Consider the following 26,417-nt stretch of genomic DNA (forward strand, 5'->3'; position numbering starts at 1 on the left):
TCCTTGCCCCCGGTGCCGGCCGGACTTGGATGCTGTTCAGGCCGCCGCGTGCAAACGGAGGGACGGAGTTCCACAGCTCGTAGGTGCAGCACTCGAAGCGGTCCAGGCTAACCCGCCTTTCAGATGGTTCGGCGCGGCGTTTAACGCACGTTACTACACGTGCAAACATGTTCCTCCCGGATGCCACAATGAAATCCCTCAACCGTTCCCTATTTGCCCTTTTGCTTGGAGCTTCTGTCCTTGCCCCGGCCTTTGCCCAGACAAGGTATACGCTTCGCGTCCCTACCCGCGGCATGGCGGTCGCGTCGCCGACCACGCCCGCCAGCCTCAGAGCGAGCCTGGCCGCTATTGATTTCGGCATCGAGGTCGGCGGCACCGGCCCATACACGCGGACCGTGACGCTGTCAAACACAGGCGATAGCCCCGTAACGGGCCTCTCCGTCAATGGTGGAGGTGAGTTCGGGCTGTCCGGCTGCGCTGGGGGAGCCCTCGCAGCGAAGAGTTCCTGTGACGTGTCGGTGAGCTATACCCCCGTCGCGACCCTTACCGGTCCGCGCTCCGGTACGTTGTCGGTCGCTGCGGAGGACCCGGCGGTCTCGCTCGATATTCCCGTGACGGCCGATACCCGGCAGAACATCTGGGCCACTCGCTCGCCATACACGGCGTCTACCTTCTACGGTGTCCCGTTCTCTACGACCGTGGAGATTCACAACCCGCCGAACGGCAAGCCTCAGCCCTTGACGCTTGCCATGCTGGACGGCAATCAGGGCTGGGAGCTCGACCCGTCCCTAGGGACTTGCCCACCGAACGGGTCTGTGCTCCCAGCGCCTCATTCCTGCACCATCGGAGTCAAGTACACGGCAGGCGACCTTCCGGGGAATGACGTCCTGCAGGTGAGCTCGCTTTTCTCGATTCCTGTCAAGGGGACGCCTTTGGCCAGCCAGGTTCGAGTAACGAGCGGAGCCGTGGCTATCGGCCCCCTCGCTTTGGGGGCGTCGGGTACCGCGTCGGTCGACCTCCGCGCGGATGGCAGCATGGGTGCCACCTTCAAATCCTGGGCGTTGCCGGCAGGGCCAGGCTGGGCTCTCGACTACTACACCTGCACGTCCGCGCTTACTGGCTTTGGCGGCAGCTGCAGGTTCAAGGTCACGTACACGAACACGACCGGTGTCGCCCCCGTGAACCCGAGCATGTCCATCGTGACCAATGTCGGCAAGGTGACGATTCCCATCGCAGTGACCGTGAACTGAGGCAGCGCCGCTGGGCGACTGAGAACGCTCAAAAGGGGCGCCCTAAGGGGCGCCCTGCTCTTTTCTCGCCTCAACCTCCGAAATGGAAAAGCCCCGGCGATTGCAGCCAGGGCTTGAATGAGGCAGGGGAGCTGGAGGCTCGTTGCTCAGAAGCGAAGGAGGTTCTTTCTGACCTTCACGCCGTAGTGTTCCAAGACTGCGGCCCGGAAGCGCTCCCACTCATCCTCCCCGGCGGGCGCATGGGTGCACATGAGGCACTCCTTGGCTCCCTGCATCTGGGCGGTGGCTGAGTTGTGAACGTCGATGCCGAACTTCTTGCTGAAACGTGCAACGCATGAGCCGTCGGAGGCATTCACCCAGACCGTGTCCCGGCTGCCGGAGACCTGGGTTTCGAATTGCAATGTTGTCATGAAGATGCGTGAGTAGCTGTCAAAACAGCGTGGATTGTCCTAGCGCCGTGTCCAAGCCCGCCTCGAAGCGGCGGAAGCCTGCGACCAGGTTGCGAATGTAGCGCGACTCGAGGCCTGCGCCTTCCCATGCTCGCGCAGCCTCGCTGCGGGCCTGGGTGAAGTGCGAACAGGTCGCGAGCCACTCAGAGCCGCCGCGGGCTTCGACCTCGGCAGCGAGGGCGGGGTGCTGGCGAAATTTGGCTGCAATGATTTCAACCATCATTTCGTCCCGGTCGGGGGCAACCTGCTTTGACACCTGATAGGCCGTCTCCGCATCAGGGAAACGCCGGCCGTTGTAGTGGAGGGGGTAGGACTGCTTGAGTACACCCTTTTGACGGGCCAGCTCCGTTGGGTTCGTCAGGGCAGCGCCCAAGGGGATTTCCGCACCGGAAAAGATGTTGAGAGGAGGGGCCAGGTTGGTCATGGTCTGTTTCGGGCGAGGTGCCCTGGAGTTCCTGATGAGGCGTGTAGGGACCCCGGGGGTCGCAGAGGCAACAGAAAGGCCCCGTGAGGCGCAATGCCTGCGGGGCCGAGCTGGTTGCGGGAAAAGGACTCGAACCTCTGACCTCTGGGATATGAACCCAGCGCGCTGACCGACTGCGCCATCCCGCGAATTCTTGGAGGCTTCAAGCGTCTCCGACACTTCGTGTACGCACGGGTTTTATCCGCATATTCCACAACCTCGACGCGCTTTTGCGAGGTTTCAGGGGCCAGCCACCTTCCCGGGCAGCTCGCCGAAAATCGCGGCCGCCTACGGGTCCGAGCTCCTGGATTGTGTGCTGCCGCGCTGCGACGGCACACGTGGAAAAGAGCGCCCGAAGGCGCTCTTGAGAATCGCAGCTGCTACCGCTTACCCGCGGCCTTGTCCAGCAAGCGCATGAGGCGCAGGTTGGCGTATTCGGTACTCCGACCGTTGGCAATCGGTAGCCAAAGATTCACCGAAATCCATTCGGCCACCGCGGCGGACCTGCTGATGCCGCCATGGCAGTGCACAACCAGCTTCAACTTCTCGTCGCTGAACCTGTGCAGCGTCAGGAAGTCGAAGATTCGCTTCGCATCCGTGAGCGTTGGCACCAGCTCGCCGGCCCCCTGGCAAAAGCGCGCGTGCTCTTCTGGTGTTGGCTCGTCTGGCCAAGCTCCGGGCGCAGCCAGCTTCAACTCTTCGTACGTGTCCTCGAAATTGAGAACAAGGACGCTTCGAAACCCACCGAGTGGGGGCCTGGCGTATTCCTCCGACCTGTCAAGGATGGAGATGACCAGGGTGTCAAGCGCAGGGCGCACACGCTTCATGCCATCAAGCGACAGAAAAACCAGTTCTTCAATCATGGGGTGTCCTCCTATGTGGTGTAGCGAGTGGAGGGCAGTGCCGGCGCTGTTAGCGCTTCGTTAGTCCGCTTCTCGCTATAAATGGTGTCACACACGGAGGACAATCATTTGAGGAAAATCTATACGGGCATCGGCTCACGGGAGACGCCCTCGGAGGTCCTGCAGCTCATGGAAGAGCTCGGGGTCGCTTTCGCAAAAGCGGGCTGGACGCTCCGTTCAGGCGGGGCCGACGGCGCAGACGACGCCTTTGAGCAGGGATGTTTCGCTGTCGATGGCGCGATGACCATCTTCCTGCCCTGGAAGGGTTTCAACGGCCGTACTTCGCCGCACTATGGCGGTGACGACAGCGATGCGATGCACCTCGCGTCGACTGTTCATCCCGCATGGGACACGCTGGGCCAAGGGCCCAAGAAGATGCACAGCCGGAATGCGTACCAGGTGCTCGGCCGAGAGCTCGACGAGCCTACGGACCTTGTGATTTGCTGGACGCGTGATGGTTGTGAGTCGCGCAAGACGCGAAACCGTGGTACCGGCGGAACCGCCACGGCCATCGTCATCGCATCGGACCGCGGCATTCCCGTTTTCAACCTGCGCAACGACGACAGTCGCCATCGTTTGAACGTCTGGCTTCATTCGGCCGGCATCGACTACCAGGTGCCGACCGAGTTCAAGCGACCTTCGCCGGTTCAGGTCGGCCTGTTCTGACGCTATTCACGAGCCCCGCACTTTGCGGGGCTCTTTTTCAGCTTGAGGCAGATGAGGGCGACGACGGTCCGGACGGTACGGGGGCTGAGGGTTTCTCGTCCCAAAACCCCGTGGGCTCGGCACCGAATACCACTTGGGGCGCCATCGGCTCTACGGACTGCAGTGGCGGGGTAGGTGGTGCAGGGGCCTCCAGTGCAACCCGCTCTGGTGCCGTCGCTTTGAAGGCAGCAATGGCCGCCACACTGACCGCCAGCAAGCCGCCTAGACCAAAGGCGAGGACGGTAGCCAATTCACCCGCGCCAAGGCTAAGCCGGACCATCCAGCCCAGGAGGCCGAGGCCAATTGCAGCGAAGAAGAAGGTTGGCCCCCAAGGAATCAACACCTCGTTCAAAAAGCTCGGCTTCGGGGCTGTTGCGTCCTCTGCCATCCGCATTAAATGCATGCGAGCCCACTGGATAGTGGTGCGCGCTTCGTCTGGAAGCGCGGTGAGCCCGGAGATGGCTCGCAATGAATCCGTCGCGCTCAAAACCGCTTTCAGCTGGGCGAGTGTGAGCTTGCCTTGTGGTGCGCCCCTTTCAGTCGTGGCCACATCAGCTCCCAAACTTCGTCATGATTAGAAAAATCACCGAAAGGGCAATTGCAACCGCGTTGCAGCCGAACACTAGGACCCATCGCTGCTGTCGCGCGCTACCCTCGTGTTCCAGGTGGCGATGCGCAGCCAGGATACCGAGGTAAAAGAGAATTGAAGCTGCGGCGAGGACCGCCAGCGCGGCCAAGGTCTTTGCCATCGCCTGTGTACAGCCGTCGCGCTGCGCCTTAATAACTTCGTCGCCCAAAAAGCCGACGCAAGCCGCCACTGTCGCCAGTAGCGCGTCTGTCGCCAAGAACCAGTCCTGGCGGACCAGCAATCCCCGTGAGTTTCGGGCCAGCGTCTTCCCGAGGCCGCCGCAAAGGTAGAAAGCCAACGGAATGCCGAAGATGACGGCATGCTGAACTTGAAGTGCCGCAATCAGGTCCTCCACGTGACCTCCTTCCAGGCTGGTCGACGCAGTATCTGAGCCCGTCCCGCTGTCGTCCACCGCAGCGGCACGCTGGCGCCCGCGCCACAAGCAGGAAAGCCCCACCGCTTGGCGCGTGGGGCTTCAGAGGGGTTAGTGCTTAGTGCAGTTGCTTAGGCGAGCCAGGCAACATAGCGCGCTCTGGGATGATGGTCGGCGGCTGGAACACCACAGGGGGCAGCAGGATGGTCGGGAAGCCGCTGCGCGACGTCGAGCTGGACAGGAGCTCCCGGATGTAGGGTACGAGCTGGTTGGGCACCCAGATGGCCAGGATGTGTTGCTTCGAGGCCTCGTCATGGTCGACGATTTCCACGATGCCTTCGACGACGTACTCGCCCGTCAGGACCTCGGCGCCTTCGACACGCCCCTTCAGGGTCAACGCCACCGAGGCGGCGTACCGGTTCTTTTCGGCAAGCGCGCGCCAGGTGTTCGCAATGTTGACGTCGAACTCGAACTTTCCGACGGCCTCCTGCGGAAGCTTCTTGGTTTCAAGGCGGGACGTACGCGTGAGGATGGCGTGCAGGTTCAGGGTAGGCTGGGTCATCGCAGATTGAGGGGAAAAGGCGCCAAGCGGCGGCGCCCGTCCCCTGTGAAGCAAGTGGTTTTAGCTGGGCCCGATGGGCGACTTACCTCAGCAAGTCCAGTCTGCCGGCCTGAACTGCCTCCAGTGGCGCCTTGCGCCCAGTCCTGTGGTCAGTGACGATGCCGTGCTGCGCGCTGTATGTGCGAACTTTGTCCCCGCGTTGGCCGGTGCCGACCTGGCGCCGCTTGTCCGAGGCGGCCGCGGCCGACAGACCGGAGTCCCACAACTGCTTCAAGCGCCGGGCCATTTCCACCCGCGCCTCGCGCCGGTTGTCGGCCTGAGAGCGGGAATCGACGGTAACGGTGATGCCGGTCGCGCGGTGAGTGAGGACCACGCAGCAGTCGGACTTGTTCCGGTGCTGGCCACCTGGTCCGGTGGAGCGCTTAAACCGCTCATCGAGCTCAGCCTCGTCGAGAACGAAGGCCAGCTTGCTCGTTTGCCGAACGGCAATGGTGACAGTTGAACTGTGCACCCTTCCGCGCCTTTCCGTGGGCGGGACACGTTGCCAGCGGTGGCCGCCGGCTTCGAGGCTCAGGTCTGCTGCGAGCGCTTCGCTGACCACAACCTCGAGGTTGAGTCAGCCCTTGGCGCGGGAGACGTGATGAACCTTCCCGCCGGCGCGGACGATGTGGTTCGACAGAATGCGAGCTTGGTCTTCGACCAAGAGGGCCGCATCTTCGCCGCCTTCGGCGGCATTGAGCTCAACGTTGAGCGTCAACATGGTTTCGGTAGACGATTTCAGTTTCATGATGAGTCCATTTGAAGGAGGTGAACGGGTCCTCGCTGCTGGTTGGCTTACGAGGGACCCAAAGGGTGTAGTGACACGAGAAAGAAAAAGAGGACCCGAAGGTCCTCTGGAATGGTCAGACGCGAACGTTGGTCTCGAAGACCTTCACGAAGTAGCCGTGCTGAGCGGCCCATTCACTGACATGGTAGGCCTCCGATTCGAACTGCTGGTTGCGCTCGTCGCCGAGGCGCAGCTGGATGGTCTCGCTGGAGTCTGTGTAGACCTCGCTGTCGGTCGCGCCGGTCACAGGGTCGGCAACGACGACGCGGCAGAGGCGCACCTGCTCCGAGAAGTCGCCTTGGTCCGCAAAAAACAGGTTTTCTGCATCCTGGAGCGCCTCACCGAACGCGGTGCGAGCGGCAGTTTCGGTTGCGCGAAGCTGGCCGATGACCTGCTCGCCGTTATCGCGCAGGTTCTTGAGCCGTGCCGCCTCTGCGTACTTCTCATCGCGCACGGCAACGCGAAGGAGGCTGGTAGCCTCCTGCGTTTCGGCTCGCGCCGTCGAGGTGGCAGCAATGGCTGCGTCCACCGCGCTACGTCGCTGGGCGAGGATTTCCTGGGCCTGCTCGAGGGTGGTCGGCTTGGCGCGCTCCGGCGCCTTCGGAGGCTTGGCTGCGGCGTTGCGTGGTGCGGTCACGGGAGCGGAAGGTTTCTTTTTGGTCATGGTGTAGCGTTGTGAGTTGGCCTACGGCGTATAGGGGAGGCCTTGCAAGCAGTCCGGCCGCGCTTGCTCAGGCGCGATGTGGCGCCACGTGGGTGCGGTACGGGAGGCCGGCCAATGGCTACACGACGCAGGAAAACAAAGGAGCATCGACTTGCACATTGCGGAAAAGCAGACTTTCGAACGGATGGTCGAGATGGAGGGTGACGCCTGGCGAAAGGCTCAACTGGCCAATCCCAATCAGCGCTACGGGTTCCATGTCTTGCTGACGGCTTGGCAGGAGCTTCAAGCTCTGGACCCGCTGGAGCCCGCTGCAGGCATCCGAGACATCGTCGCCGAGCCCGTCATCTACGGTGAAGGCGGCTACCACCGGTATGTCGTGTCAGACCAAGGCGAAGTGCGCTTCTCGAAGATGCACGCGCGCCAGGTCAACGTTGAAAAGGCAGTAGCCCTGGGCTTCTCGCTCACTTGAATTCAGCCGACCCTTCCGGGTCGGCTTCTCATTGGCCGCATTGGTCTCCGCGGCCGGCTTCGAACCGGCAACCAACAAGCTTTTAAAGCGAGCGCGTCTGCCAATTGCGCCACGCGGAGGATGAAAGCCCTAGACCGGGTCGGCGGACCAGGGGAAGGCTTAGGAACGAGAAGGGCGCCCGAGGGCGGCCCGATGCAACGAACCCCGGTGGGTCTCAGCCCTTACGGAACCTGGCCTGCGCTTCAGCAACGCGGACCCGGAGCGTCTCAGCCAACGATTCTCCCTCATCCTCCAGAGGAGTATTGAGTGCCGTCAAAAGCTCAGCAAGGCGGTTCTGCCAAAAGTGCAAGGCAGCCGTGCCGAAGAAGACCTGGATGACCCAGGAGACGACCAGGAGCGTCGTCACATACAACAGGCTGGCGCGGCCTCCCAAGAATAGGATGTCGTAAACCAGGGATGGGGCGAAGCCGGTGGCGCTGGCTACGAACGCCTGACGAACCGTCAGCGTCTGGCTCGGCGCAAGTTGGCGAAATGCGAGCTGGCCAATAAGTGCGGCTAGGGGCACGCCGAGCGCGACCACGAGGATGTCACCCAGCGGAAGCGAGAGCAACGGGAAGCGCAGTAGGAAGGCGCTCAGGCCGATAGCCGCCGCGGTAGCCCAGAACGCCCGACCGGCATAGCTCGCCTTGTCAGCAGCAACGAACTCGGCGCCTTGCTTGAGGAAGGACCCGGTTCTGGCTGCAACGTCGAACACGCGGCGGCCGGCCTCGGTTGCTTGCGCGGCAGCTTGTTCGGCGGTCTCGCGCCACTGGTCGGAGTTGGATTGCATGGTGGAAGGGCTTCGAAGCGCACGGGAGGGTTTGGAGCTACGGATGAGATGGTGGACGGGCCGCGAACGGGCTGGAAGATGGTGCCACTTGTCCGATTCGAACGGACGTCCAACTCCTTACAAAGGAGCTGCTCTGGCCTCTGAGCTAAAGCGGCGGGAGAAGGTGGTCTAGTCGAGGGCTCGCTCGAGCGCGCTGATGGCAGCGAAGCCAATCAGAAACTGGGCAAATAGGACGCCGAGCAATGCGCCGGCCATCCAAACCAAGCCTTCGTCGGTAGCCAGTTCGGCTGCTTCGCTGAAGCCGAAATCCATGAGGCCCACCGCGCGAAACAGGAGACTGAGCGAAGACCAGACAAGGAGGGAGCCAAAGCCGAGGCTGCAGGCAATGAAGGTCTGCATCCAACTGTAGCTTGAAGACATGCTAAGACGTCGGTAGACGAGCAACCCGGCGCAGGCTGCACCCGGGACGGCGATGAGCCAGACCCAGAGAAGAGGAAAAGGAAGGATGCCCACGAGGAATGAAAGCATCAAGTAGGCGGCAGGGATGGCCGCTACGCTCCCCCAGTACGGCAGGCGCCAGTTGTCGTCGTTGGCCCCAGCGAAGGGACTCTTGGCCTTCGGCGGAGTCGCGGGGAGGCGGCGGGTCGATTTGGGGGAATAGGCCATAGCGAGAATATGTGAGTTCTCCCGTGTAGGCCCCCGTCTTATACCTGGCGCGCCCTGAGCAGCGCCTCAAGAATGACGTTGCTGGGAATCGCAGCAGGGTGCTTCAGCGCGTCGAGAGTCTCACTCGTGATGCGCCTGAGGTCGCGCTCAACGTGAGAGCGCAACGCAGTACTGGAGGCGCAGGGCGTTCCCGCTCGATAGGCCGCGTCGCGTCGATAGAGGGCGCTACGGGCTTGTTTTGATGGGAGGGTGACCATGGGGGCCTCCTTGCCTGTAGGTCGTGTTGCGAAAAATGGAGCGCCCTGCAGGAGTCGAACCCGCATGTTTCCCTGTAGAAGAGGGATGCCTCAGTCCATTCGGCCAAGGGCGCGCAAAAGAAAAAGCGGGGCTTCGGCCCCGCTTTTGCACTTAGGAGTGCAGCCGGCTGTGCTTCGGCACACGTGCGAGCAGGAAATCTGCTTGGCTAGCCAAGATGTTCCGGCTCTCAAGGATGAGCGACTCAAAGCGGCTCGGCCTGTACGGTAGGTAGAGCAACGGCATGCCTGCCTGTTCCGGCGTGCGGCACCCCTTGCGTTGGTTGCAGGGGTGGCACGCACTCACGAGGTTCTCCCACGAGTAGGCCCCGCCCTGCGCGTCAGGGGTGACGTGCTCTGCCTCGAGCTTGTCGTGGCTGAAGCGTTCCCCGCAGTACGCGCAGATGTGCAGGTCACGCTTGAAGAGGCGCCGGCGGTCGAGGGGCGCGTAGTTGAAGTCGGTGACGACATGCGACTTGCTGTCCACAACCAGGATGGAATGGACTTCAAGAATCGACTGCTTGCCGGTCTTCGCGTTCATGCCGCCGCGCAGTGTCATCGCGACGTCGCCGAAGGACGTCTGCACGATGCCTCGAGAGAAGAGGTTCAGGGCCTCAGCCGCTCCAATCCACCGGTCAGGCGTATATGCGCGGTCGACGGCCAGGATACGGGGTTCCATACTTGGCTCCAGGTTCAGGTGGGGAGAGATTCGCGCCCACGCCGGCTGGCGAGGACTGCGAGAAAAGTTCGGCTACCCCCTGCCTCGTCTAGCGACTGGAGCTGCGAAAAGTGGGGCTCCGGGTTAGGTTGATGAGAGGCGTCGCACGCGTGCGCCTTAGAGTTCGAAAGGCGCCGGCAGCCCATTGGTGACAAAAAGCTGCTGCAGCGCATGGATGGTCATGCCGGTCTTGCGAGCAGCAAGGCGCGCGGAGCACCAGCCGCAGTCGATAGCGCGGTGAAGCCTGACCACAGAGTCATAGTCCTGCGCCGTGGCCGGCGTCCAGCTTGTCAGCAGTCTGATGATGGAGAGGGTGCGGTCAACGCCGGCGGCAACCTTGGGGTCGCGAAGCTTGAGAGCAAATGTGGCGTAGTCGCTCTCCTTGACGTGGGCCTGGATGGCCGGGTCGGGCGTCAGTTCGCAGAACACGTTCTTTGCATGTTCGAGCTCGGCTGGGGTCAGGGTCGCTGTCGTCATGGTGTTCTCCGGTGAATTGGTACGCGACGGTGGTCTCGAACCACCGACCTCTTGGATGTCAACCAAGCGCTCTACCCCTGAGCTAGTCGCGCGAGGAATGGTGCCCACGGTCTGAATCGAACAGACGTAAGCCTGCCTACGATGCAGGAGCACTACCACTGTGCTACGGGGGCGGGTATGGGTCGTGAAGGGAGGGGGTTTAGCAGCAGCTGCTGGTTACAGCTGCCGATGTGTGGAGCGCCATGCAAGGTTTGAACTTGCGACCGAGGGTCTAGGAGGCCCTTGTTCTATCCACTGAACTAATGGCGCGCGAGGGTGGTGGGCCGCCCCGGTTTCGAACCGGGGACCTTCGGATTAAGAGTCCGTTGCTCTGCCAGCTGAGCTAGCGACCCGATGTGGTGAGACTCGAACGCGCAAGGGCGCCGTCCGAAAGAAATGTTGGTGTGGTGGGCCGCCCCGGGCTCGAACCGGGGACCTACGGAGTAAGAGTCCGCCGCTCTTCCAGCTGAGCTAGCGACCCACGAAATTTGGAAGCAAGAGAGTGCTTTGGGTTGAACGACGAGATTCGAACTCGCGATGGAAGGGTCACAGCCTTCAGCCTTGGACCGCTAGGCGACGTCCAACCCAAAAAACTCTCGAACGGGGAGGGGAGGCCAGCGCGACGGTGCGCTGACAGCAAATTGGTGGGAGGGAATCGGGCGTCTTACCCTTCCGCTTGTTCGCTTTTCAGACCACCCTCCCGGCGGCCTCGCGGCGGTCGTTTCTCTTGCGCAAGATTGATGGCGGAGAGCCAGGGAGTCGAACCCTGTCGCCTATTCATCACAGACGCCTGCTTTCCAAGCAGGTGCATTGACCGTCCTGCCCGCTCTCCGTGTGGTGTAAGGGCGCTACCCCTGAATTGGCGGAAGTGGAGGGATTCGAACCCCCGGGCCGTCTTGCGACGGCCAGCTGTTTAGCAAACAGCCCTCATAGGCCTCTCGAGCACACTTCCAAAAACATGTTCTAGCCTGGCCGACGGTTGTGTCGGTGCGGGCTGACCCAGCCAGGCCGGTGCGCCTTTGTTGGGGCGGCGGCAAGGGCCGTGGGATTTTCGGCACCGACTGGAGACAAGGTCGATGCCAGGAGCATCGCTCGAAGTTCAGGGAGCCTGTCGCGCGGCGTCAGAACTGAACTGTTGAAGCACCACACGCCGGCAACTTGGTGAAGGTGCCTCAGCTGATGGTGCAGAAGGCAGAGCACCTCAAGATTCTCCTTTTCGTTGTGCCTGCGGTTGCCGTCAATATGGTGTACGTGCAGTACCGGCCGGAACGCGCACCCGCAGTCCGCGCATTTCGCTCCTGGGGTTTTCGCCAGGTCTCCGTATCGCGACTTCGCGGTGCCGTAATGAGAAGGCTTTACCTGAGGCACCGCTCCACCAATCTTCTTGGCGGCTGACAGGCATCGGTGCGAGCAGAACACCAGGCCAGACTTCGCCGCATCAATTCGGCTTTTCGTGGCGCTCACGGTCGTGCCGCAGACTGGGCAGGGGACACTGAAGCGGCTTCTTGCGAGGCCCGCGGCGGTCGAACACGCCAGCGAACAAAACGCTTGCTTCGGCCGACTTGCCGACACCGTCAAGCGGCGCACGAAACTCTTTGAGCAGTGTTCACACTCGTGCCATTCGCCCGGTCGGGACCTTCCGCTCTTCTCGACGAAGCGAGGCGGACCGGGCAGGGATAGTGGTGGCTTGCGAGACACCCATCGTGAAGCGTGTCGATTTAGCCGCCGGTGAACGGCAAGGATGCGCCTGGGCTCAACAATGGCGCGGACTTCGGAACGGTGGTACCCGGTGTCTGATTCGAACAGACGACCCCCCGCATGTAAGGCGGGTGCTGCTAACCAACTGAGCTAACCGGGCGTTGCAGGGAATCAAAGCTGCCCAAGCCCGTCAGGACGACAAGGCTGACTTCAATTGCCAGGTGTGGGACCTCCACGGGCCTGGGCAGGTTGATGTATGGCTCCAAGGGAGGGCATCGAACCCCCGACCACGCGAGTAACAGTCGCATGCTCTACCAGCTGAGCTACCTTGGAATGGAAACGTTGTGGATGGTGGAGCTGACCGGAGTTGAACCGACGACCTCATCGCTGCCGGCGATGCGCTCTTCCAGTTGAGCTACAGCCCCGTGAGAGGGGGGAGATAGGGCCCGTCTTGTTAGCACGGGGGATGGGTAACCTTCATTGCCTGTTTCCAGGCACCAGGCGGTATCGCGAATCCCCCCTGGCTGAGTACCCTCCGGGTGTCGCTGGCGTTGCCGACAACGTCTCTCCGGAGCTACGTATGAAGTCTCGGCGCGGCGCGGTACTCACCCTGCTCCCTACAGTCTCAGCGTGTGCATCTGAGCGGAAGCGGGCTTTCCCGCGGCTTACATCACCTCAACCACGCCTTCTGAGCCAAGAGTTCAACTTGGGACCTCCGGACTTGTCCGGTGCTCTGAGCTTCCTTGAGCTATCTCAATGCGTGGAGGTCGTGACTTACGGACGACCTGTCGACAACTCCCCCGCCGACTGGGTTAACTGATGCTGCAAGCAGGGCTCGCACCTGCGTCCTGGGCCAATCGCCCCGCTCTGACCATCCGGCAAGGTTTGCCGAACTTGTCCGCGCACACCGCGGCCGTGATTGAGCTATTGCGCATCAGAGGCCTCGCGGCCTCCCGTGGACACTCACCCTAAGGTGCACCTGCCATCGGGTCAGGTGTGAGACGCGGGCCTGCTTGTCGGGGAAGGCTCTTGCGAGCGTTCGGCGAATCGGCGATTCCGGCTTCTCAAAACTTGGTGCTGACGAAGGGCTTCGAACCCCTGACCTCTCCCATACCAAGGGAGTGCTCTACCAACTGAGCCACATCAGCGTTTGCCGCTCTTGCGAGCAGCGAGCAACCTATAGGGCGCCGTTTTATACGCGGGCAGCGTCTCCGCGAGGCTGGCCGGAGCCGGCCGCGCAGGCCTGGAAGATTCCGGTGAACTGCTCGACGAGCTTGTCGGCAACCATGTTCATCCGCTTGATGAGCGCCACGCACTCGGCCCGGGTGGTGGGCCGGTGCGCCGGCGCGGTGCTGAGGTCAAAGTCTTGCATCGTGTGCTCCTGTCATTGGCGCTTCTTGTCCTGCTCGGCCTGGCAGGCCTCGAAGACAGCGTCAAGTTGTTCGTTCACCTGCTGGATGAGGCTGAGCGCCTCGTCGAGGAGGGCGATGTAGTCAGCCTTGGTCTTGGGCTTCACCATCGCGTAGATGTCGAATCCGAGGTCCATCATGTTGTGCTCCGGGGTCTATGCCCGCGCAGCACCTGCGCGGGTCAATGAAGGGGACGGGGCAGGGTCAGTGTGGCCAAGAAGGCCTTGACGCTTGCCGGCAGTTCGGACTGAGCGCGGGGAGCGGCGACGACATGGCCTAAGGCCAGTGCAGCTTCTGCTCGCAGGAGCTCGTCGATAACAACGACCGGGGAGACGTCAGCCTTGGCGGCGACGGTGAGATGGATGCTTTGGAGGCCCTGGGCGTGCTCTTTGGAGAGCCAGGCCGCGAAGGCATGCGATGTAGCTTCGGGAAGCTGCGCCGATGTGGTCATGGTGCGGTCCGTTCAAGAGACGTGGGCTGAGATGGAGGCGGCACCCGGAGTCGAACCGGGCTACACGGATTTGCAATCCGCTCCCTAACCGCTCGGGCATGCCGCCATCGAGGGATTCAATAGGCCGGTGGGGTATCCGTCACCCGGCTTCCACCAGGCTCCTTCCCATCCTCCGTTTGCGCAGCGTGCACATTAACACCCGTGCGGGGATTCTGACCGCTGCGCCCCTGTCGGGCTTGCCTTACCTATCGAAATCTGGTGGAGGTGACAAGAATCGAACTTGCGACAATCTGCTTGCAAAGCAGGCGCTCTACCAATTGAGCTACACCCCCGAAATCCGTTGAAACATGTGGTGCGCGTGAAGGGAATCGAACCCCCACGCCCTTGCGGGCATCAGGACCTAAACCTGGTGCGTCTACCAATTCCGCCACACGCGCATTTCCGTTCCAAATAGCTGAACACCAGAACGCGTCCGCTACCTCGGTCCACGCCACCCCCGGTATGAGGGGACACCCCTCAGGAAGCCGGGTCCGGCTAGCGACGGGCACTGGTGCACAGCTATTTGGAGTCTCTCTTCGAGACGTTGTTGATGGTTTAGAAGCCGGTTTTATCCGTTGCTGAGATGGTCGGCGCGGCCGGATTCGAACCGGCGGTCTCCTCGTCCCGAACGAGGCGGATTGACCAGACTTTCCCACGCGCCGTGGTTGTTGGGCCGGACCGGGGTCCGGGTCGTGGTGCCTTGGTGAGAGGCGAATTGGTCGGCCTGAGAGGGTTCGAACCTCTGACCCCCTGCACCCCATGCAGGTGCGCTACCAGGCTGCGCTACAGGCCGATTGAGTGGTTGCCCAAGGGAGGGATGAGGCCGCGCGCTGCGGGGTGTGCCGCGGCGGCCGGTGATGGTAGAGAGTGACGGATTCGAACCGACGTACCCTGGCTTATGAGGCCAGCGCTTGAAACCAACTCAGCTAACTCTCCGTGTTCTTGGTGTCAGCCCTGAGGGCTGAGGCCGAAATGCTTGGCCGCCTTGGCCAGGATGTCGTCGATGACTTGTTCCATGATGTCCTTGTTGTGGTTGATGTTGGTCGGGGAGACAGGATTTGAACCTGCAAGGCTTTCGCACCGCGTCCCAAACGCGGCCCGCTACCAGGTTACGGTCTACACCCCGAGAGTTGATGATTAAGAAGTGGCCCAACCAGAACGATTCGAACGTCCGTCTGCGGGGTTTCAAGCCGCTGCTATGCCTCTCTCAGCTATGGTTGGATGGGTATTGTTGTTAAATCCGGCGCGCGTGCCTCAGGACGAGCTGCCGTGCGAGTGGTCGAGCCGGCGGGATTCGAACCCGCCTTACGGGGCTACCCGGGAACTACTCCGGGCGCAGACTTGTGTTGGATGACGCGCTTCCCTTGCTTGTTGAAGGCCACCTTGTTGCCAAGGCCGCTATAGGTGCTTCTGCAACCGTGCCACGTATCTGCCTTGCGAGCTCGCCGTACCGTGTTACCGGGCCTCGTTCCGTTCTACGAGGGCACCTTCCGTCAGTGCATCGGCCCGAAGCTGGTACTCCGCGGCGCCGGCGCGCCGATGGATGATTGTTGGGGGTGCGTGAACGATTCGAACGTCCGGCCACCGGTCCCAAATGACCGGTGCTCTACCAGGCTGAGCTAACGCACCCGTAATGGGTAGCCCGCCGGAGGCGAGCTTGTTGGCAATGGTGTCCCATTGCGCTGTACGAAGAAGCCGTCTTCTGGCTGCTTGGCACAGGACACTGGTGGAGGCGTAGGGAATCGAACCCTCGTCGTCCGGGTAAAAGCCGGATGCTCTGAACCTGCTGAGCTACGCCTCCTCGTGTTTTCGTGCTTTCGGTTTTCGTGCCGAGCCACGTTTTCGCTTGTTGGACATTTCGTCTCCTTGTGAGCGGTTGATGATGACGGTGGCAGGGGAGGTCAGATTCGAACTGACGAACATCCTGGCTCAGAACCAGGCGGCTTAGACCACTTGCACACACTCCCCGACAGAACTCTGCGCCCTGACTTGTGGCCAACACGACTTGCAGGCACGACCTGCCGCTTAAACTTGGCTCTCTATGCTCCCTATGCCAGAAGTCTTCGTGCATTGCTTTGAGTGCCGCCGTCACTTTGGAACGCTCAGCGCCCTGAATGGACACCTGAGGGTTCATCTTCCTAGCCATGAAGCCTTCCTCGTGAACTCAGCGAGGGCCAACAGGCATAGGGCAGCGTTGCGGTTCGAAGCGGAAGAAATTGCGCATCAGGCGAACCCGAAGCGCTGCCTCCAGTGCTCTGAAGTGCTTCCGTACAAGGTGATTCGGGACGAACCTTCGACGCGGTTCTGCGGCAGGTCCTGCGCTGCAAAGTGCACCAACAGCGCACGTGGTAGCCGAAGCCAGGAGACGCGGCACAAGATTGCGGCCGCCGTTTCAGCTTATCGGCGCGCCAAATCGCCTCCGAGACTACCCGTCGCTTCGAAGCGCCGCCGCGTAACCATTGAGCGCTCTGCGCCAAAGACCGTGCCGGCTAAGGCAGTAAGGCGGTTAGTTCGGCTCGACCGCCTCAACAAAGCCTTGGTCGCCGGTCCATACAGCCAGCTGTTCCACTGCTCGTGCTCACATTGCGGCAAGGTCACCGTAGGCCGCTGTAAGTCTAAGTTTTGCGTGGAACATGTCGGTTTGTACGGAAGGGAAGGTCGCTACCGCTACGCCTTCACGTTCAATCCCTTCTCGCTTCCTGAGGTGTTCGGCGAGACAACGCTGCGCAGCTTGGCCGAAAAAGGGTTCTGGTCTCCCGCGAATCCTGAGGGTCTTACAAGGGACCATCGAGTATCCGTGAACGAGGCCATCAGACGAAACCTTGACCCGTTCTATATCGCCCACCCAATCAACTGCGAGCTCATGACGTGGCATGCAAACAACCGGAAGAAGACAAAGAGCAGCATGGCCTACGATGAGCTTGTGGCCATGGTAGACCGCTTCGAAGCGAGGAGGCTTTGCTCAGTGGGTGCAGCAGTCGACCAGACAATGGCAGGCGGTGAAGGATTCGAACCTTCCTAAGCTGGGTTTGGAGTCCAGTGCACGGCCACTGTACCAACCGCCCGTACGAAGAGATGGTGCCAAGGGCAGGAATCGAACCTGCGACGCACGGATTTTCAATCCGCCGCTACTACCAGCTGAGCTACCGAGGCGAGAGTTGTTTGGGGTGAGTTGAGATGGTGCCCCAGACGGGACTCGAACCCGTATGCCTTGCGGCGCTGGTTCCTGAAACCAGTGTGTCTACCAGTGTTCCACCACCGGGGCGTGACGTTGACGGCGCTCGAGGCCTTTGAGCCGAGCTGCCAGAGTTGAGGGCCGCGTTCAGAGAACGGGTTCTCGTGTGTTGGTGCGCTCGGCGAGGGTCGAACTCGCCTGCCTTGCGGCGCCTGATTTTGAGTCAGGTGTGTCTACCGAATCCACCACGAGCGCGGGGTTGTGAAGCGCGATGTCAACCTGTTGGCAGGGGCAGTAGGAATCGAACCTACAACCTTCGGCTTTGGAGGCCGCTGCGCTGCCAGTTGCGCCATACCCCTACAGGGATGACATCGATGATGTTTGGAGGAGGGCATCGGATTCGAACCGATGGAGGATTCTCACCCTCGCCAGTGTTCAAGACTGGAGCCTTAAGCCGCTCGGCCAGCCCTCCGGAAAAGGTGTTTTATGAGCCGACCGGATTGTGGGATTGCGGCCCCGTGCACCGGTTTTCGGACCTGGAATCAGAATCCGCGGAGCATGGGACGTCGAACCCCCATGCCTGCATCCGACGCTCCCCCTTCGACCTCCAAAGGAACGCACGTTCATACCGTGGTGCGGCTCATAGAACACTTCTGTTCATGCAGCAGCGCTCGTGAGCTGAGCACTCCTGCATGAAGCCCCTTCAGGGCGTCACGCACCCGGTCTTCCCCGGGTGCCCGCGGCTTGTCGCCACTGAGAGGTCTCGTCGCCCTGCGCGTCCGCAGGGTTAGCCTGTAAATCCAGGCGAGGTGTTGCGCTGTATCGCACGGCCCGTTGGAGCCATGCGAGCGTTCCGAGACTATTCTGGTGCCCGAGGCGGGACTCGAACCCGCACGGCCTTACGGCCACTACCCCCTCAAGATAGCGTGTCTACCAGTTCCACCACCCGGGCAAATGGGAATCGTATTGGAGCGGGCGACGAGATTCGAACTCGCGACAACCAGCTTGGGAGGCTGGAGCTCTACCAGCTGAGCTACACCCGCATTACGATGCGGACGAGTGAAGTGCAGCGGGATGACCCCGGCCCCGTACTTCCAAGTCCTTCTTTTCACGTGTATCAAGAGCGTTTATCGCTCCCGAAGTGTTGGTGGTCAGCCCCAGACTCGAACTGGGGACCTATCGCTTATCAAGCGATTGCTCTAACCGACTGAGCTAGCCGACCGTGTTGACAGGCTCGCCGCAGTGCGACGAGACGAATTGGCAGAGGAGGCAGGATTCGAACCTGCGGATGCCTGAATCAAAATCAGGTGCCTTGGACCAGCTTGGCGACTCCCCTAGAAAACCTCGAAAGCACTTTGTGGGCAGTGATGGATTCGAACCACCGCGTCCTTTGGGGAAGCAGGGTTACAGCCTGCCGCAATCAGCCACTCTGCCAACTGCCCACAAAGTACTCTCGATGCGTCTTGCGACGACTTGTATGTGGCGGAAGATGAGGGATTCGAACCCCGGTCCCCTCGCAGAGCCGCCTGTTTTCGAAACAGGCGCCATAGTCCACTCGACCAATCTTCCAGGTGCCTTTGACGCTGGCGGGCGGCCTGGTGACGTGGCGTGGAGCCAACCTGCACAGGCTTCGGTCTCGAGCTACTCGAGCAATCTGGAGCGGATAGAGGGAATCGAACCCTACGTCTTAAGCTTGGAAGGCTTCAGCTCTGCCATTGAGCTACATCCGCGTGTTGATGATGGTGGGTGTCCAGGGGTTCGAACCCCGTGTGCCGTAAGGCGTCGAATTTACAGTCCGATGCAGTCAACCCATGCTGCTCGACACCCGCGTTTTTCGCTCCGGTTACGGTTCCGGATGCCACCTTGTCTACATGGCCGGTTTAGCAGTCGCCAGCTACTGCCGGCGACCAGGTTGTGGAGCGGATGAGGGGGTTCGAACCCCTGGCCTCGACCATGGCAAGGTCGCGCTCTACCAACTGAGCTACATCCGCGTGATTTTCGAACTACCGGGCGCCAAACTGTGCCCGCCAGTATCGGAAGTTCCTCTCGTAGCAGCGCTCCATCTGTTTCACGGTGAAAACTCACCAACCGTCCAGGGTGCGGGCCTGGTGCGGAGCTATAAACCCGATGGATGGGCCCCTTGAGCGCCCGTTCCTGTTACCAGGTGCACTTCGCCTTGGGATTTTTGCATGCGCTGCTACGAAAGGGCTCTTGCGAACCCTTCCGGGGACCACCTCCTGCGGTGTGCAGGCTCGACATCCGTTATAGATGCCAGGCCGGTCCCTTGTGTTGCTTGGGGAATGTTCGCATCGTCCTATCTGGTGTGGCATCCAGTCGCGACCGCTTTCTGTCGAAAGTTGCGGCTGGAGGGGCACGCCACGGCACCACGCCCTCGAAGCATGATGTGTTTCCGCAGCTACGGCAGGTCACCGTACCAGGACTCCGCGGGTAATTCCCGCAATGAATTTTTAAAGAGCGCGGCTGTTAGGCCGGATGTCGACGATGCGACTGACCTTTCGGTCACGAAGCAATGAAGCTTCGGGCTGAACCTCTTCGGTTCTGCCGGTCGGGATACGCTCTTCGGGGATTCCGCCCGCTGGGGGCTGGTGTGAAACCTGGAATCAACTCTTTGCGGGTCCCGCCGGTGCTAACCTGACGGGACTGCTGGAGTCTTATTCGTCAGGTAAGCCGGTTGTTGCTGTTAAACCATCCCTGGATGCTGTTGCCAATCGAGGCGACTGCGAGGACGGAGCACTTGGGCGTTGAGGGAAGCGACGGTTGCTGATAACCGCCTGGCAGCGCCCTGGGGGCGTGCGCAACCACGCTGTGCAAGGAGCACATCGCGGTTGTCAGGTTGGTCATCTGCGTTTTCATGGCTGAAAAGTCGTCGTTCGTTGAAAGAGTTTGGTTGTGCAGCTTTCGCTGCGGTTTCCGTTTTAAGGCGGTGATGAGCATTATAGCTCACTGGGTTTATACGTCAACAACTTCTTACAAAATTATCAGTCGGTGACGTGGATGGCGAGTGTAGCCGCATGTTTTATCCGTCGCAACCATTTTTGCGTAGGTAGAAACCCGCATTCATCCGCAATGTTGTGTTTTAGGTGCGTTAGGCGCCCGCCAGCAGGCTCGGGCAGCTATCCCTATAGAGGGCACCACAAGGAAACTCATGACAATCCTCACGCACCACAAACCGACCTCGGCCTTCATCGGCGCCTCATGGGCTGCCCTCCTCATCGGCATACTCGCATACCTGGTCGGGCTCTGGAACAGCGAACTGCAGGTCAACGAGAAGGGATACTACTTCGCGATTCTGATGTTCGGCTTGTTCTCGGCCGTGTCGCTCCAGAAGAGCGTGCGCGACCGAGCAGAAGGTATTCCGGTGACCGACCTGTACTTTGGAATTTGTTGGTTTGCCATCGTTTGCTCCCTCACGCTGCTGGCAGTGGGACTGTTCAACGCGAACTTCCAGCGCTCGGAGAAGGGCTTCTATGCGATGGGGTACGTGCTCAGCCTGTCCGCTGCGGTGACCGTGCAGAAGAACGTGCGCGACTCGGGACCCAAGGAGAAGCGCAATGTGCCAGATGACGTTACCGGCCTGCATGACAGCGTGTAACCCTGAGGTGCGGTAGCCTACCCGCCCTTATTGAAGAAAGCCCCCGCCTCGTGAGAGTGCGGGGGCTTCTTGCATGGCTGTGCCGCGGCCTAGCTGATGGCCGTCCACCACCACTTGGTCTTGGTCGAGCCCTTCTCCTTGAGCTGTACAGCCATCGTGTGGTGGGGCTGGATGAAGTTCAAGAGCTTCGCGTCCATCCGAAGCTTCTTCACCATGTCTGGCCAGTACATCTCGTCGACACCCAGGACCACCTTAGTCCCGACAGAGCTGATGAGACTGTCCGGTACGTTCTCGGTCGATTGATTGGCGGCCCATAGTGCTAGGCCGAATTTGCGCGCCTCACGAGCAATGGTTCCGATGACGCCGTCACCACGCTCGTCCGCCCCGCTGACGTAAGTTCCGAGCTCGTCGAGGACGCAAATTTCAAGCACGTCGGACTGCTCGCCACGCTGCACCGACTTGTAGAAGATGTCGAGCAGCAGGAAGAGGACGAGCATCTTCTTTTCTTCCAGGCTGAGAGCGTTCAGCTTGTATCGCCACACCGGCAGGGTCTCGTCGAACGGCGGGGGCGTGTTCTTGAAGATGCCGGTTGAGTTCAGGTTGTTCAGGCGGTCTACCACCGACTTGAGCACCTCGGGGCTGTCGTACTTGATGAGGTTTTCGAGCTCGAGCCCGGTTTGAATCGAATTGGCATAGTCGGTGAACGCATCGATAGCGCTTTCCTTTGCTGCCTCCAGGGCAACCTCTTCGTCCTCGTCGAATACGCTTTCGTCGTGGCGCTTGCGTTTGACGGAGTCGAGCATCTTGCGTTGCATGGTCCGCGCGGTCTTGTTGAGGTAACCAAGCGCCCGGATGGCCTTTTGGTCCGAGCCGAGGAACTTTTCAAGGTGAATCTGCTTGGCGTAGGCCAGGATGTCGGCAAGGGTGGGGTAGTCACGCTCCTTGAACGCCGGCGGGAACTCGGTGATGCCGCCCTTGTAGTTCTGGGTGTGGACGTACCAAAGCTTGCGCTCTCCACAGAACCGCGCGCCGAAGCCGCGGGCCCTGTCCTTGTCGACAAAGGGCACGTTCAGGTAGATGCGGTTGTCCGAGCCCCCTGAAATCAGGCGCGACTCGTAAGCGTTGAGCGACCAGGTCGAGGGGTCATCCTTTTGAAAGCCGAACTCGCGGTAGACGTCCAGCGCGAGTTCGCGGATGACGGCTTCCTGCTTCAGGCCGAGCGGCGTCCGCGATGCCTGGTCGACCGTACGGATGAAAGCTTGAATCGCCTTGCGTACGCCGCCGAACTCGAAGGACGGGTTGACACGGAAGGGGTTGAGGCCGAAGGGGGCCTGTTCGGAGAACTGGACAACGCTCGCCCCTTCAATCTCAAGGTCGCCATGGACGTCGAACACGTGGAAGCGAACCTTGGTGCCAGCCTTCATCGCCTGCGCGATGAGGCGCCGGATGGTGTGCGACTTCCCAACGCCGCTCGAGCCGAGGATGAGCATGTGGCCGTTGATGAGGCGCTTTGTGTTGAGTTGGACAGGGGTCTTCCGCCCTTCACGGGCGCCGAAGTAGTCCACCCCGAAGTTGAGCTCCATAGAGAAATCGCGGGATTTTGATGACGAAGCCCCGTATAGGCAGGGGACTTAGCCACGTTCACCGAAACTTCTTGAACGTTCGGTGTGCACGGGTTTTCCTTGCGCGAAGGACTTGGGGGAATGGTCGGGACTTCGGCTGTCCGAAAGGTGCACGCTGGAACGGGGCGTATGGGCAGCGTCGCAGCGCACCTACCCGAGCGCCGTACGTGTGTTCTTTGACTCCCTGCTGCGCGAATTAGCGACCCGGCGTCAGCACGACATGACAGCAGGTCGGCGCTTGACAGCGGGCCTGCTACGCGCCAGCTCAAGTTGCTGCAGGTGTTGCCTCAAGAGCGCAGCGGTACCCTCGCCTGTCCGATACCAGCAGCGCCGGCGAAGCACACGCTGGTCCAACCCCGTAGAGGCGAAGTTCGGAACAACATTGCGCTAGCGCCCCAATACGCCAGTGATTTCGCCAGCCGTGTGTTGTACCCAGTGCCGATGCAGGTCACCCCATTCCTTGTCCGAATTCCCAAGAGCCCGTGCCTGTCGCGGATGCGTTAACGGTAGCAACTGCAGATGGCGGCCGCGAATGCTGAACGGGTGACGTTTGCCGTATTGGCCCGGCTGCGTCCCGTACATTCTGAGCTTGGGGTGCCCGAGAGACAGTGCAGCGACGAACTCCCGCAGGGGCGCGTCGCCCAAGGTGATGAGGGTATTGGCGCCAGAAGTGAGAAGCTCCTCCAGGACGGCCTCGACCCGCAGGTGGTCAGCGTACCCGGTGGAAACCAGGGGGACATTAGCCGCAGGCAGGCCCAGCGCCTTTGCAACTGGGGCGTAGTCACTGAGGACCCGGGCGGCCTGCCCTTTGTTCATCCGACTTTCTGGGAGCAAGTCGCATAGCCAAGCGTCGTCGCGCACAAGGCCCAACGGAGCAAGATAGTCTTCATCCAGAGACTTACCCGACGGGCCGTTGAAACGCTGGTCCGCTTCGACCAACCTGCCGGCTTCTGGCGGAATGTGGATTGCGTCGATGATGGCCCCCGCTCCCTCGCCTCGCCAGAAGATATAGGGCTCTGAGGCCACAGCAAGTGCCGCGGCACGCTGCTTTCCGTCGCGGCCTAGCCAGCGTGCATGCACGGCACTTGAGTAGACGCCCAAAACGAATACACGGGCACTTGTATGAGGCACCTGCTCGACTCTCTGCAGAGGCTGCCCAAAAGGAAATTGATACATAAAGACGATTCTGACTTGTTCTGTCCCGCATGCACGTGTCCGTTGCATTGGCCCGACACAGAGGCCATTGCCTGCCGATGCGGGAGAGCCTGCGCCCTGTTTAAGCGCCGAAGCTCGAAGGAGAATGTCGGCGAATCATGTAGTGAGCACGCGCTTCGCGGGCCCGGCCCTGAGTCGTGAATCCTGCCAAGCTTCTCAGCTCGAGCCCTTCCCATCCTTGTCCGTCACCGGCTGCTTCCGATGGACAGCTCTATGGACAACCCCATTGGATTGCCGCCAGACCTGACCACAGGACTCTAGCCTAATTCACAAGCTTGGGCCGCTAGTGACCCAGACCCTATGAAAAAGGAAAGCCGCATGAAGCGGCTTTCGGAAAATCACGGCGTTGCGGCCGCGGTGCTCTGTGGATTTATCTTGAACGGTTCACTCAGCGCTCGCCGCGAAAGCCTGGCGACAAAGCTGCCACCCGTCGGGTTGAGCGCAAGGAAGCGCTTTCGCCGGCCCCAGCTCTCGACGCGCAGTTGGCTAACCGCTACGCTTCCAGAGGGGAGGTTGAACCTTAGCGGACTGGTGAACTCGAGGACGTCGCCGACATTTACCACAAGGGAGGCTGGCGCTGACCGTGCGAGGACACGCGCCCGCCACTCTCGTGCATTCTCGATGCTGGACTCGCTACAGTCGAGTTCGGCCACCGGAGTCAGCTTGGAAAGCATGCCCTTGGGCATTCCGCAGATGACGGGGCCTTCCTGCTCAGTCATCGACTTCCAGGCGAAATCCGTGCGGCCTCGCGAAACAGCGATGACCAGCGCACAGCGCGTCGTCTTCTCCGACCTGGCGTCGATTTTCGCAAGAATGCCATAGGCGCCACCGGCACCGCTGACCATCCTCTCGATGTGGTAGGTGACGCCCTCGCTGCCGTCCCACTTGGCGCCTTCGCGGTACGAGGTGTGGTCTCGCAGCATCTCAAGCGTCGATTTGCCACGTTGGTTGGAAACGCTGCTCCATCCCATTTGATGCTCCTGTGTAGTTGACCTGACAGGTGTAGGGAGCGGGCGCGGTGCGCTTGAGATTTAGCGCTGAGGCGCGCAAAAAGAGGCCGCCGGGGTTGCCGGCGGCCGTTTCCCTCTGCAGGCGCCTAACGCTTCAGCGTCGTGCTTTCAGGCGCTCGCGCTCGGTGAAGTCGTCTGCACAGTCCTTGTCGCAGAAGAGTTTCTCGTCGATGGCTACGCCGCGCTCGTCGACGTCTCGGCCTTGGGCATCCTTGCCCAAAGCCACGAAGTGGGTGTCGCAGTTGTAGCAACTGCCACGGGGGAGCAACTTGGGGCCGGTAGCCCGATTTGCCAGGGATTGGCGCAGGAACAGTTCAGCCTGTTCATTGGCCATGTCGATTTCGTCTGCCATTGAGTTCTCCTGTGATGCAGAGGGGGTAACCGTGCATGTAGGATTTGAGTTTTAGCCTTTTAGGCACAGGACTGCGATTTAGCTTGGACCTAAATCGTATGTATGCTAAAATGCAACTAAGATGGAGCACTCCAATGGTTAAGAAGAAGTCGAGCTACGCATGCAACGCATGCGGGCAAAAGGCTGTGGTTTGGGGTGGCAAATGCTCCGGCTGCAACGCCTGGAACACGATGGAAGAGGTCGTCGAGCGCGAGGAGCCGGCCAACAGCCACCGCTACTCGAACTGGTCGGGCACGAAGGCAACGCTCGTTGACCTCCGCAATGCCAAGACGGTCACCCACGTGCGTTGGGACACCGGCCTGACCGAGTTCAACCGCGTCCTGGGAGGCGGGCTGGTCAAGGGCTCCGTGGTGCTCGTCGGTGGCGACCCTGGCATTGGCAAGTCGACCCTGTTGATGCAGGTGGTTGGGCATCTGAGCCCCCGCGCGAAGACGCTCTATGTCTCCGGCGAGGAGTCGCCCGACCAGCTGAGAATGCGCACTGAGCGCCTCGGGCTCGGTGAGGCATCCATCCAGGTGTTTCCCGAGACGGAGCTGGAGGAGATTCTGGCCATGATGGATGAGCAGCGCCCAGACATCATGGTTGTGGACTCGATTCAAACCGTGTTCTCGAGCCAGCTCACGTCGGCGCCGGGCAACGTCGCGCAGGTTAAGGAATGCGCTGCGCAGCTGAACAAGAAGGCCAAGAGCATGGGCATTGCCCTGTTCCTGGTCGGGCACGTGACGAAGGAAGGCAACCTGGCCGGCCCGCGCGTCCTGGAGCACATCGTGGACGCGGTCCTCTACTTCGAGGGCGAGTCGGGTTCCGCGTTCCGCATGGTTCGGGCGTTCAAGAACCGGTTCGGCTCCGTGAACGAGCTCGGCGTGTTCGCGATGGGAGAGAAGGGCTTGGAGGAGGTCAGCAACCCGTCATCGCTGTTCCTCACGGCGCACGAGCATCCGGTCCCGGGTACGTGCATCCTTGCTGCGCTTGAGGGCAATCGACCGTTCCTGGTTGAAGTCCAGGCGCTGGTGGAGGACGCTCCGACGCCGAATCCGAAGCGCTTCGCCGCCGGCGTGGATACGAACCGGCTGCAGATGCTGTTGGCAGTGCTCAACAAGCACGCGAGCGTCGTTGCGTTCGACCAGAACGTCTATGTCAAGATTGTGGGGGGCGTGCGGCTCACGGAGCCAGCGGCGGACCTGCCGTTGATGCTTGCGGCACATTCGTCCCTCGTGGACCGGCCGCTGCCCAAGGGGATGGTCGCTTTCGGGGAGGTAGGCCTGGCCGGAGAGATTCGGCCCGTAACTGATGCTCTGACCAGGCTGAAGGAAGCCGCGAAGCTGGGCTTCACCCAGGCGATGGTGCCACTGGCGTGCAAGCACAACAATTTGGCATCGGTAAAGGGAATCGACGTGACGTACGTGTCACGCGTCGACCAAGCAATCGGGCTGCTGCGAGAATTGAAGGCAGCTGCCTGA

The 26,417-nt window shown here is 61.1% G+C and carries 26 protein-coding genes and 42 tRNA genes; 6 read left to right on the forward strand and 62 right to left on the reverse strand.

The features are described 5' to 3' along the window. The first annotated feature begins 188 nt into the window (after nt 1-188). Nucleotides 189-1,250 carry a choice-of-anchor D domain-containing protein gene (locus tag E5P2_RS28010; protein WP_162570717.1) on the forward strand — a complete coding sequence of 354 codons (1,062 nt, stop codon included), beginning with the start codon at nt 189-191 and terminating at the stop codon, nt 1,248-1,250. Nucleotides 1,251-1,396: 146 nt separating this feature from the next. Here the strand turns inward: E5P2_RS28010 and E5P2_RS28015 are convergent, their stop codons facing one another. The 4 genes from E5P2_RS28015 to E5P2_RS28030 form a co-directional block, all read right to left on the reverse strand. Further along, nucleotides 1,397-1,660 (reverse strand): hypothetical protein, encoded by a 264-nt coding sequence (locus E5P2_RS28015; RefSeq protein ID WP_068673485.1) that lies wholly within the window; start codon nt 1,658-1,660, stop codon nt 1,397-1,399. 19 nt (nt 1,661-1,679) lie between these two features. After that, entirely contained in the window at nt 1,680-2,123 is a 444-nt protein-coding gene (locus tag E5P2_RS28020; protein ID WP_162570718.1) for a hypothetical protein, read from the reverse strand. A 111-nt stretch (nt 2,124-2,234) separates the two neighbouring features. Next, nucleotides 2,235-2,311 (reverse strand) — tRNA-Met (locus E5P2_RS28025). Between the two features lie 231 nt (nt 2,312-2,542). Then, on the reverse strand, nt 2,543-3,025 hold the full coding sequence (locus E5P2_RS28030) for a hypothetical protein (RefSeq protein WP_162570719.1): 483 nt from the start codon (nt 3,023-3,025) through the stop codon (nt 2,543-2,545). Between the two features lie 168 nt (nt 3,026-3,193). On the opposite strand from E5P2_RS28030, the gene E5P2_RS28035 reads away from it, so the two are divergent. Beyond that, entirely contained in the window at nt 3,194-3,730 is a 537-nt protein-coding gene (locus E5P2_RS28035; RefSeq protein WP_197908634.1) for a hypothetical protein, read from the forward strand. A gap of 590 nt (nt 3,731-4,320) precedes the next feature. Here E5P2_RS28035 and E5P2_RS28040 read toward each other — a convergent pair. The 5 genes from E5P2_RS28040 to E5P2_RS28065 all read right to left on the reverse strand — a co-directional run bounded on the left by E5P2_RS28040 (nt 4,321) and on the right by E5P2_RS28065 (nt 6,822). Continuing rightward, nucleotides 4,321-4,752 carry a hypothetical protein gene (locus E5P2_RS28040; protein WP_162570720.1) on the reverse strand — a complete coding sequence of 144 codons (432 nt, stop codon included), beginning with the start codon at nt 4,750-4,752 and terminating at the stop codon, nt 4,321-4,323. Nucleotides 4,753-4,888: 136 nt separating this feature from the next. Continuing rightward, nucleotides 4,889-5,332, reverse strand: a complete 444-nt coding sequence (locus E5P2_RS28045) for a protein-export chaperone SecB (protein ID WP_162570721.1) — start codon at nt 5,330-5,332, stop codon at nt 4,889-4,891. A gap of 82 nt (nt 5,333-5,414) precedes the next feature. Then, a complete protein-coding gene (locus E5P2_RS28050; protein WP_162571144.1) occupies nt 5,415-5,933 on the reverse strand; it encodes a peptide chain release factor-like protein in 519 nt (172 codons plus the stop codon). Between the two features lie 15 nt (nt 5,934-5,948). Continuing rightward, complete coding sequence (locus E5P2_RS28060; protein ID WP_162570722.1) at nt 5,949-6,119, reverse strand: hypothetical protein; 171 nt, start codon at nt 6,117-6,119, stop codon at nt 5,949-5,951. 115 nt (nt 6,120-6,234) lie between these two features. Beyond that, nucleotides 6,235-6,822 (reverse strand): hypothetical protein, encoded by a 588-nt coding sequence (locus E5P2_RS28065; protein WP_162570723.1) that lies wholly within the window; start codon nt 6,820-6,822, stop codon nt 6,235-6,237. A gap of 151 nt (nt 6,823-6,973) precedes the next feature. Between E5P2_RS28065 and E5P2_RS28070 the strand changes: the two genes are divergently transcribed. Next, nucleotides 6,974-7,291 (forward strand): hypothetical protein, encoded by a 318-nt coding sequence (locus E5P2_RS28070; protein ID WP_068673467.1) that lies wholly within the window; start codon nt 6,974-6,976, stop codon nt 7,289-7,291. Nucleotides 7,292-7,332: 41 nt separating this feature from the next. Here the strand turns inward: E5P2_RS28070 and E5P2_RS28075 are convergent. The 33 genes from E5P2_RS28075 to E5P2_RS28235 all read right to left on the reverse strand — a co-directional run bounded on the left by E5P2_RS28075 (nt 7,333) and on the right by E5P2_RS28235 (nt 15,879). After that, nucleotides 7,333-7,410: transfer RNA gene (locus tag E5P2_RS28075), tRNA-Leu, on the reverse strand. A gap of 95 nt (nt 7,411-7,505) precedes the next feature. After that, nucleotides 7,506-8,120, reverse strand: a complete 615-nt coding sequence (locus E5P2_RS28080) for a hypothetical protein (RefSeq protein WP_068673465.1) — start codon at nt 8,118-8,120, stop codon at nt 7,506-7,508. Between the two features lie 79 nt (nt 8,121-8,199). After that, nucleotides 8,200-8,275: transfer RNA gene (locus E5P2_RS28085), tRNA-Thr, on the reverse strand. Between the two features lie 13 nt (nt 8,276-8,288). Further along, entirely contained in the window at nt 8,289-8,786 is a 498-nt protein-coding gene (locus E5P2_RS28090) for a hypothetical protein (protein WP_068673463.1), read from the reverse strand. A 293-nt stretch (nt 8,787-9,079) separates the two neighbouring features. Further along, a tRNA-Arg gene (locus E5P2_RS28095) sits at nt 9,080-9,156 on the reverse strand. A 38-nt stretch (nt 9,157-9,194) separates the two neighbouring features. After that, nucleotides 9,195-9,758, reverse strand: coding sequence for an HNH endonuclease (locus tag E5P2_RS28100; protein ID WP_068673459.1), 564 nt, complete (start codon nt 9,756-9,758; stop codon nt 9,195-9,197). Nucleotides 9,759-9,914: 156 nt separating this feature from the next. Further along, nucleotides 9,915-10,274: a hypothetical protein gene (locus E5P2_RS28105; RefSeq protein ID WP_068673457.1), complete on the reverse strand. Its 360-nt coding sequence runs from the start codon at nt 10,272-10,274 to the stop codon at nt 9,915-9,917. A gap of 17 nt (nt 10,275-10,291) precedes the next feature. Then, nucleotides 10,292-10,366, reverse strand: a tRNA-Val gene (locus E5P2_RS28110). 6 nt (nt 10,367-10,372) lie between these two features. Then, a tRNA-Thr gene (locus E5P2_RS28115) sits at nt 10,373-10,447 on the reverse strand. 60 nt (nt 10,448-10,507) lie between these two features. Continuing rightward, a tRNA-Arg gene (locus E5P2_RS28120) sits at nt 10,508-10,583 on the reverse strand. Between the two features lie 7 nt (nt 10,584-10,590). Beyond that, nucleotides 10,591-10,666: transfer RNA gene (locus E5P2_RS28125), tRNA-Lys, on the reverse strand. A 52-nt stretch (nt 10,667-10,718) separates the two neighbouring features. Then, nucleotides 10,719-10,794: transfer RNA gene (locus tag E5P2_RS28130), tRNA-Lys, on the reverse strand. Between the two features lie 27 nt (nt 10,795-10,821). Beyond that, nucleotides 10,822-10,897: transfer RNA gene (locus tag E5P2_RS28135), tRNA-His, on the reverse strand. A 157-nt stretch (nt 10,898-11,054) separates the two neighbouring features. After that, nucleotides 11,055-11,145, reverse strand: a tRNA-Ser gene (locus tag E5P2_RS28140). A gap of 28 nt (nt 11,146-11,173) precedes the next feature. Beyond that, nucleotides 11,174-11,265: transfer RNA gene (locus tag E5P2_RS28145), tRNA-Ser, on the reverse strand. 828 nt (nt 11,266-12,093) lie between these two features. Continuing rightward, nucleotides 12,094-12,171 (reverse strand) — tRNA-Val (locus tag E5P2_RS28150). Nucleotides 12,172-12,268: 97 nt separating this feature from the next. After that, nucleotides 12,269-12,344 (reverse strand) — tRNA-Asn (locus E5P2_RS28155). 16 nt (nt 12,345-12,360) lie between these two features. Continuing rightward, nucleotides 12,361-12,436: transfer RNA gene (locus E5P2_RS28160), tRNA-Ala, on the reverse strand. A 647-nt stretch (nt 12,437-13,083) separates the two neighbouring features. After that, nucleotides 13,084-13,159: transfer RNA gene (locus tag E5P2_RS28165), tRNA-Thr, on the reverse strand. A 44-nt stretch (nt 13,160-13,203) separates the two neighbouring features. Further along, nucleotides 13,204-13,383: a hypothetical protein gene (locus E5P2_RS28170; RefSeq protein WP_068673455.1), complete on the reverse strand. Its 180-nt coding sequence runs from the start codon at nt 13,381-13,383 to the stop codon at nt 13,204-13,206. 12 nt (nt 13,384-13,395) lie between these two features. After that, on the reverse strand, nt 13,396-13,560 hold the full coding sequence (locus tag E5P2_RS28175; protein ID WP_157103365.1) for a hypothetical protein: 165 nt from the start codon (nt 13,558-13,560) through the stop codon (nt 13,396-13,398). A 41-nt stretch (nt 13,561-13,601) separates the two neighbouring features. Then, entirely contained in the window at nt 13,602-13,871 is a 270-nt protein-coding gene (locus E5P2_RS28180) for a hypothetical protein (protein WP_068673453.1), read from the reverse strand. A 32-nt stretch (nt 13,872-13,903) separates the two neighbouring features. Continuing rightward, nucleotides 13,904-13,977: transfer RNA gene (locus E5P2_RS28185), tRNA-Cys, on the reverse strand. A gap of 150 nt (nt 13,978-14,127) precedes the next feature. Then, nucleotides 14,128-14,203: transfer RNA gene (locus E5P2_RS28190), tRNA-Ala, on the reverse strand. Between the two features lie 18 nt (nt 14,204-14,221). Further along, nucleotides 14,222-14,308: transfer RNA gene (locus E5P2_RS28195), tRNA-Leu, on the reverse strand. Nucleotides 14,309-14,494: 186 nt separating this feature from the next. Then, nucleotides 14,495-14,572 (reverse strand) — tRNA-Pro (locus tag E5P2_RS28200). 54 nt (nt 14,573-14,626) lie between these two features. Next, nucleotides 14,627-14,703 (reverse strand) — tRNA-Pro (locus E5P2_RS28205). Nucleotides 14,704-14,768: 65 nt separating this feature from the next. Beyond that, a tRNA-Ile gene (locus E5P2_RS28210) sits at nt 14,769-14,846 on the reverse strand. Between the two features lie 104 nt (nt 14,847-14,950). Beyond that, a tRNA-Pro gene (locus tag E5P2_RS28215) sits at nt 14,951-15,036 on the reverse strand. A 19-nt stretch (nt 15,037-15,055) separates the two neighbouring features. Continuing rightward, a tRNA-Phe gene (locus tag E5P2_RS28220) sits at nt 15,056-15,131 on the reverse strand. Between the two features lie 330 nt (nt 15,132-15,461). After that, nucleotides 15,462-15,539 (reverse strand) — tRNA-OTHER (locus E5P2_RS28225). A gap of 95 nt (nt 15,540-15,634) precedes the next feature. Next, nucleotides 15,635-15,711, reverse strand: a tRNA-Lys gene (locus E5P2_RS28230). A gap of 88 nt (nt 15,712-15,799) precedes the next feature. Then, nucleotides 15,800-15,879, reverse strand: a tRNA-Gln gene (locus E5P2_RS28235). An 828-nt stretch (nt 15,880-16,707) separates the two neighbouring features. Here E5P2_RS28235 and E5P2_RS28240 point away from each other — a divergent pair. Beyond that, nucleotides 16,708-16,932: a hypothetical protein gene (locus tag E5P2_RS28240; RefSeq protein ID WP_162570725.1), complete on the forward strand. Its 225-nt coding sequence runs from the start codon at nt 16,708-16,710 to the stop codon at nt 16,930-16,932. Here E5P2_RS28240 and E5P2_RS28245 read toward each other — a convergent pair. The 16 genes from E5P2_RS28245 to E5P2_RS28320 all read right to left on the reverse strand — a co-directional run bounded on the left by E5P2_RS28245 (nt 16,901) and on the right by E5P2_RS28320 (nt 20,040). Then, nucleotides 16,901-16,975: transfer RNA gene (locus E5P2_RS28245), tRNA-Trp, on the reverse strand. The two genes, E5P2_RS28240 and E5P2_RS28245, sit on opposite strands and share 32 nt — an antisense overlap. A gap of 11 nt (nt 16,976-16,986) precedes the next feature. Continuing rightward, nucleotides 16,987-17,063, reverse strand: a tRNA-Phe gene (locus E5P2_RS28250). 25 nt (nt 17,064-17,088) lie between these two features. After that, nucleotides 17,089-17,175 (reverse strand) — tRNA-Leu (locus tag E5P2_RS28255). A gap of 80 nt (nt 17,176-17,255) precedes the next feature. Further along, nucleotides 17,256-17,340: transfer RNA gene (locus tag E5P2_RS28260), tRNA-Leu, on the reverse strand. Between the two features lie 28 nt (nt 17,341-17,368). Further along, nucleotides 17,369-17,444, reverse strand: a tRNA-Trp gene (locus E5P2_RS28265). A 23-nt stretch (nt 17,445-17,467) separates the two neighbouring features. Next, a tRNA-Ser gene (locus E5P2_RS28270) sits at nt 17,468-17,557 on the reverse strand. 393 nt (nt 17,558-17,950) lie between these two features. Further along, nucleotides 17,951-18,037, reverse strand: a tRNA-Leu gene (locus tag E5P2_RS28275). Between the two features lie 15 nt (nt 18,038-18,052). Beyond that, nucleotides 18,053-18,128 (reverse strand) — tRNA-Gly (locus tag E5P2_RS28280). 102 nt (nt 18,129-18,230) lie between these two features. Next, a tRNA-Ile gene (locus tag E5P2_RS28285) sits at nt 18,231-18,307 on the reverse strand. Nucleotides 18,308-18,343: 36 nt separating this feature from the next. Next, a tRNA-Gln gene (locus E5P2_RS28290) sits at nt 18,344-18,421 on the reverse strand. A gap of 22 nt (nt 18,422-18,443) precedes the next feature. Further along, nucleotides 18,444-18,527, reverse strand: a tRNA-Tyr gene (locus E5P2_RS28295). Nucleotides 18,528-18,565: 38 nt separating this feature from the next. Continuing rightward, nucleotides 18,566-18,654 (reverse strand) — tRNA-Ser (locus tag E5P2_RS28300). 86 nt (nt 18,655-18,740) lie between these two features. Further along, nucleotides 18,741-18,815: transfer RNA gene (locus tag E5P2_RS28305), tRNA-Gly, on the reverse strand. Nucleotides 18,816-18,825: 10 nt separating this feature from the next. Then, nucleotides 18,826-18,912 (reverse strand) — tRNA-Tyr (locus tag E5P2_RS28310). An 88-nt stretch (nt 18,913-19,000) separates the two neighbouring features. After that, nucleotides 19,001-19,076, reverse strand: a tRNA-Gly gene (locus E5P2_RS28315). A gap of 688 nt (nt 19,077-19,764) precedes the next feature. Then, nucleotides 19,765-20,040 (reverse strand): hypothetical protein, encoded by a 276-nt coding sequence (locus tag E5P2_RS28320; protein ID WP_146039483.1) that lies wholly within the window; start codon nt 20,038-20,040, stop codon nt 19,765-19,767. Between the two features lie 211 nt (nt 20,041-20,251). On the opposite strand from E5P2_RS28320, the gene yiaA reads away from it, so the two are divergent. After that, the gene (yiaA, locus tag E5P2_RS28325; protein ID WP_068673451.1) at nt 20,252-20,698 is read left to right on the forward strand and encodes an inner membrane protein YiaA; all 447 of its coding nucleotides are present in this window, start codon (nt 20,252-20,254) and stop codon (nt 20,696-20,698) included. An 89-nt stretch (nt 20,699-20,787) separates the two neighbouring features. Here the strand turns inward: yiaA and E5P2_RS28330 are convergent, their stop codons facing one another. The 4 genes from E5P2_RS28330 to E5P2_RS28345 all read right to left on the reverse strand — a co-directional run bounded on the left by E5P2_RS28330 (nt 20,788) and on the right by E5P2_RS28345 (nt 24,897). Then, nucleotides 20,788-22,281, reverse strand: a complete 1,494-nt coding sequence (locus tag E5P2_RS28330; protein WP_068679141.1) for a helicase HerA domain-containing protein — start codon at nt 22,279-22,281, stop codon at nt 20,788-20,790. Nucleotides 22,282-22,707: 426 nt separating this feature from the next. Beyond that, nucleotides 22,708-23,496: a hypothetical protein gene (locus E5P2_RS28335; RefSeq protein WP_180988655.1), complete on the reverse strand. Its 789-nt coding sequence runs from the start codon at nt 23,494-23,496 to the stop codon at nt 22,708-22,710. A gap of 377 nt (nt 23,497-23,873) precedes the next feature. Then, complete coding sequence (locus tag E5P2_RS28340; protein ID WP_068679145.1) at nt 23,874-24,506, reverse strand: DUF6927 domain-containing protein; 633 nt, start codon at nt 24,504-24,506, stop codon at nt 23,874-23,876. 133 nt (nt 24,507-24,639) lie between these two features. After that, nucleotides 24,640-24,897: a hypothetical protein gene (locus E5P2_RS28345; protein ID WP_068679147.1), complete on the reverse strand. Its 258-nt coding sequence runs from the start codon at nt 24,895-24,897 to the stop codon at nt 24,640-24,642. Nucleotides 24,898-25,031: 134 nt separating this feature from the next. Here E5P2_RS28345 and radA point away from each other — a divergent pair, with 134 nt between their 5' ends. After that, on the forward strand, nt 25,032-26,417 hold the full coding sequence (gene radA, locus E5P2_RS28350; RefSeq protein WP_162570726.1) for a DNA repair protein RadA: 1,386 nt from the start codon (nt 25,032-25,034) through the stop codon (nt 26,415-26,417).

Origin of the sequence: Variovorax sp. SRS16 (genome assembly GCF_901827165.1) — a bacterium.
Taxonomy (GTDB): Bacteria; Pseudomonadota; Gammaproteobacteria; order Burkholderiales; family Burkholderiaceae_C; genus Variovorax.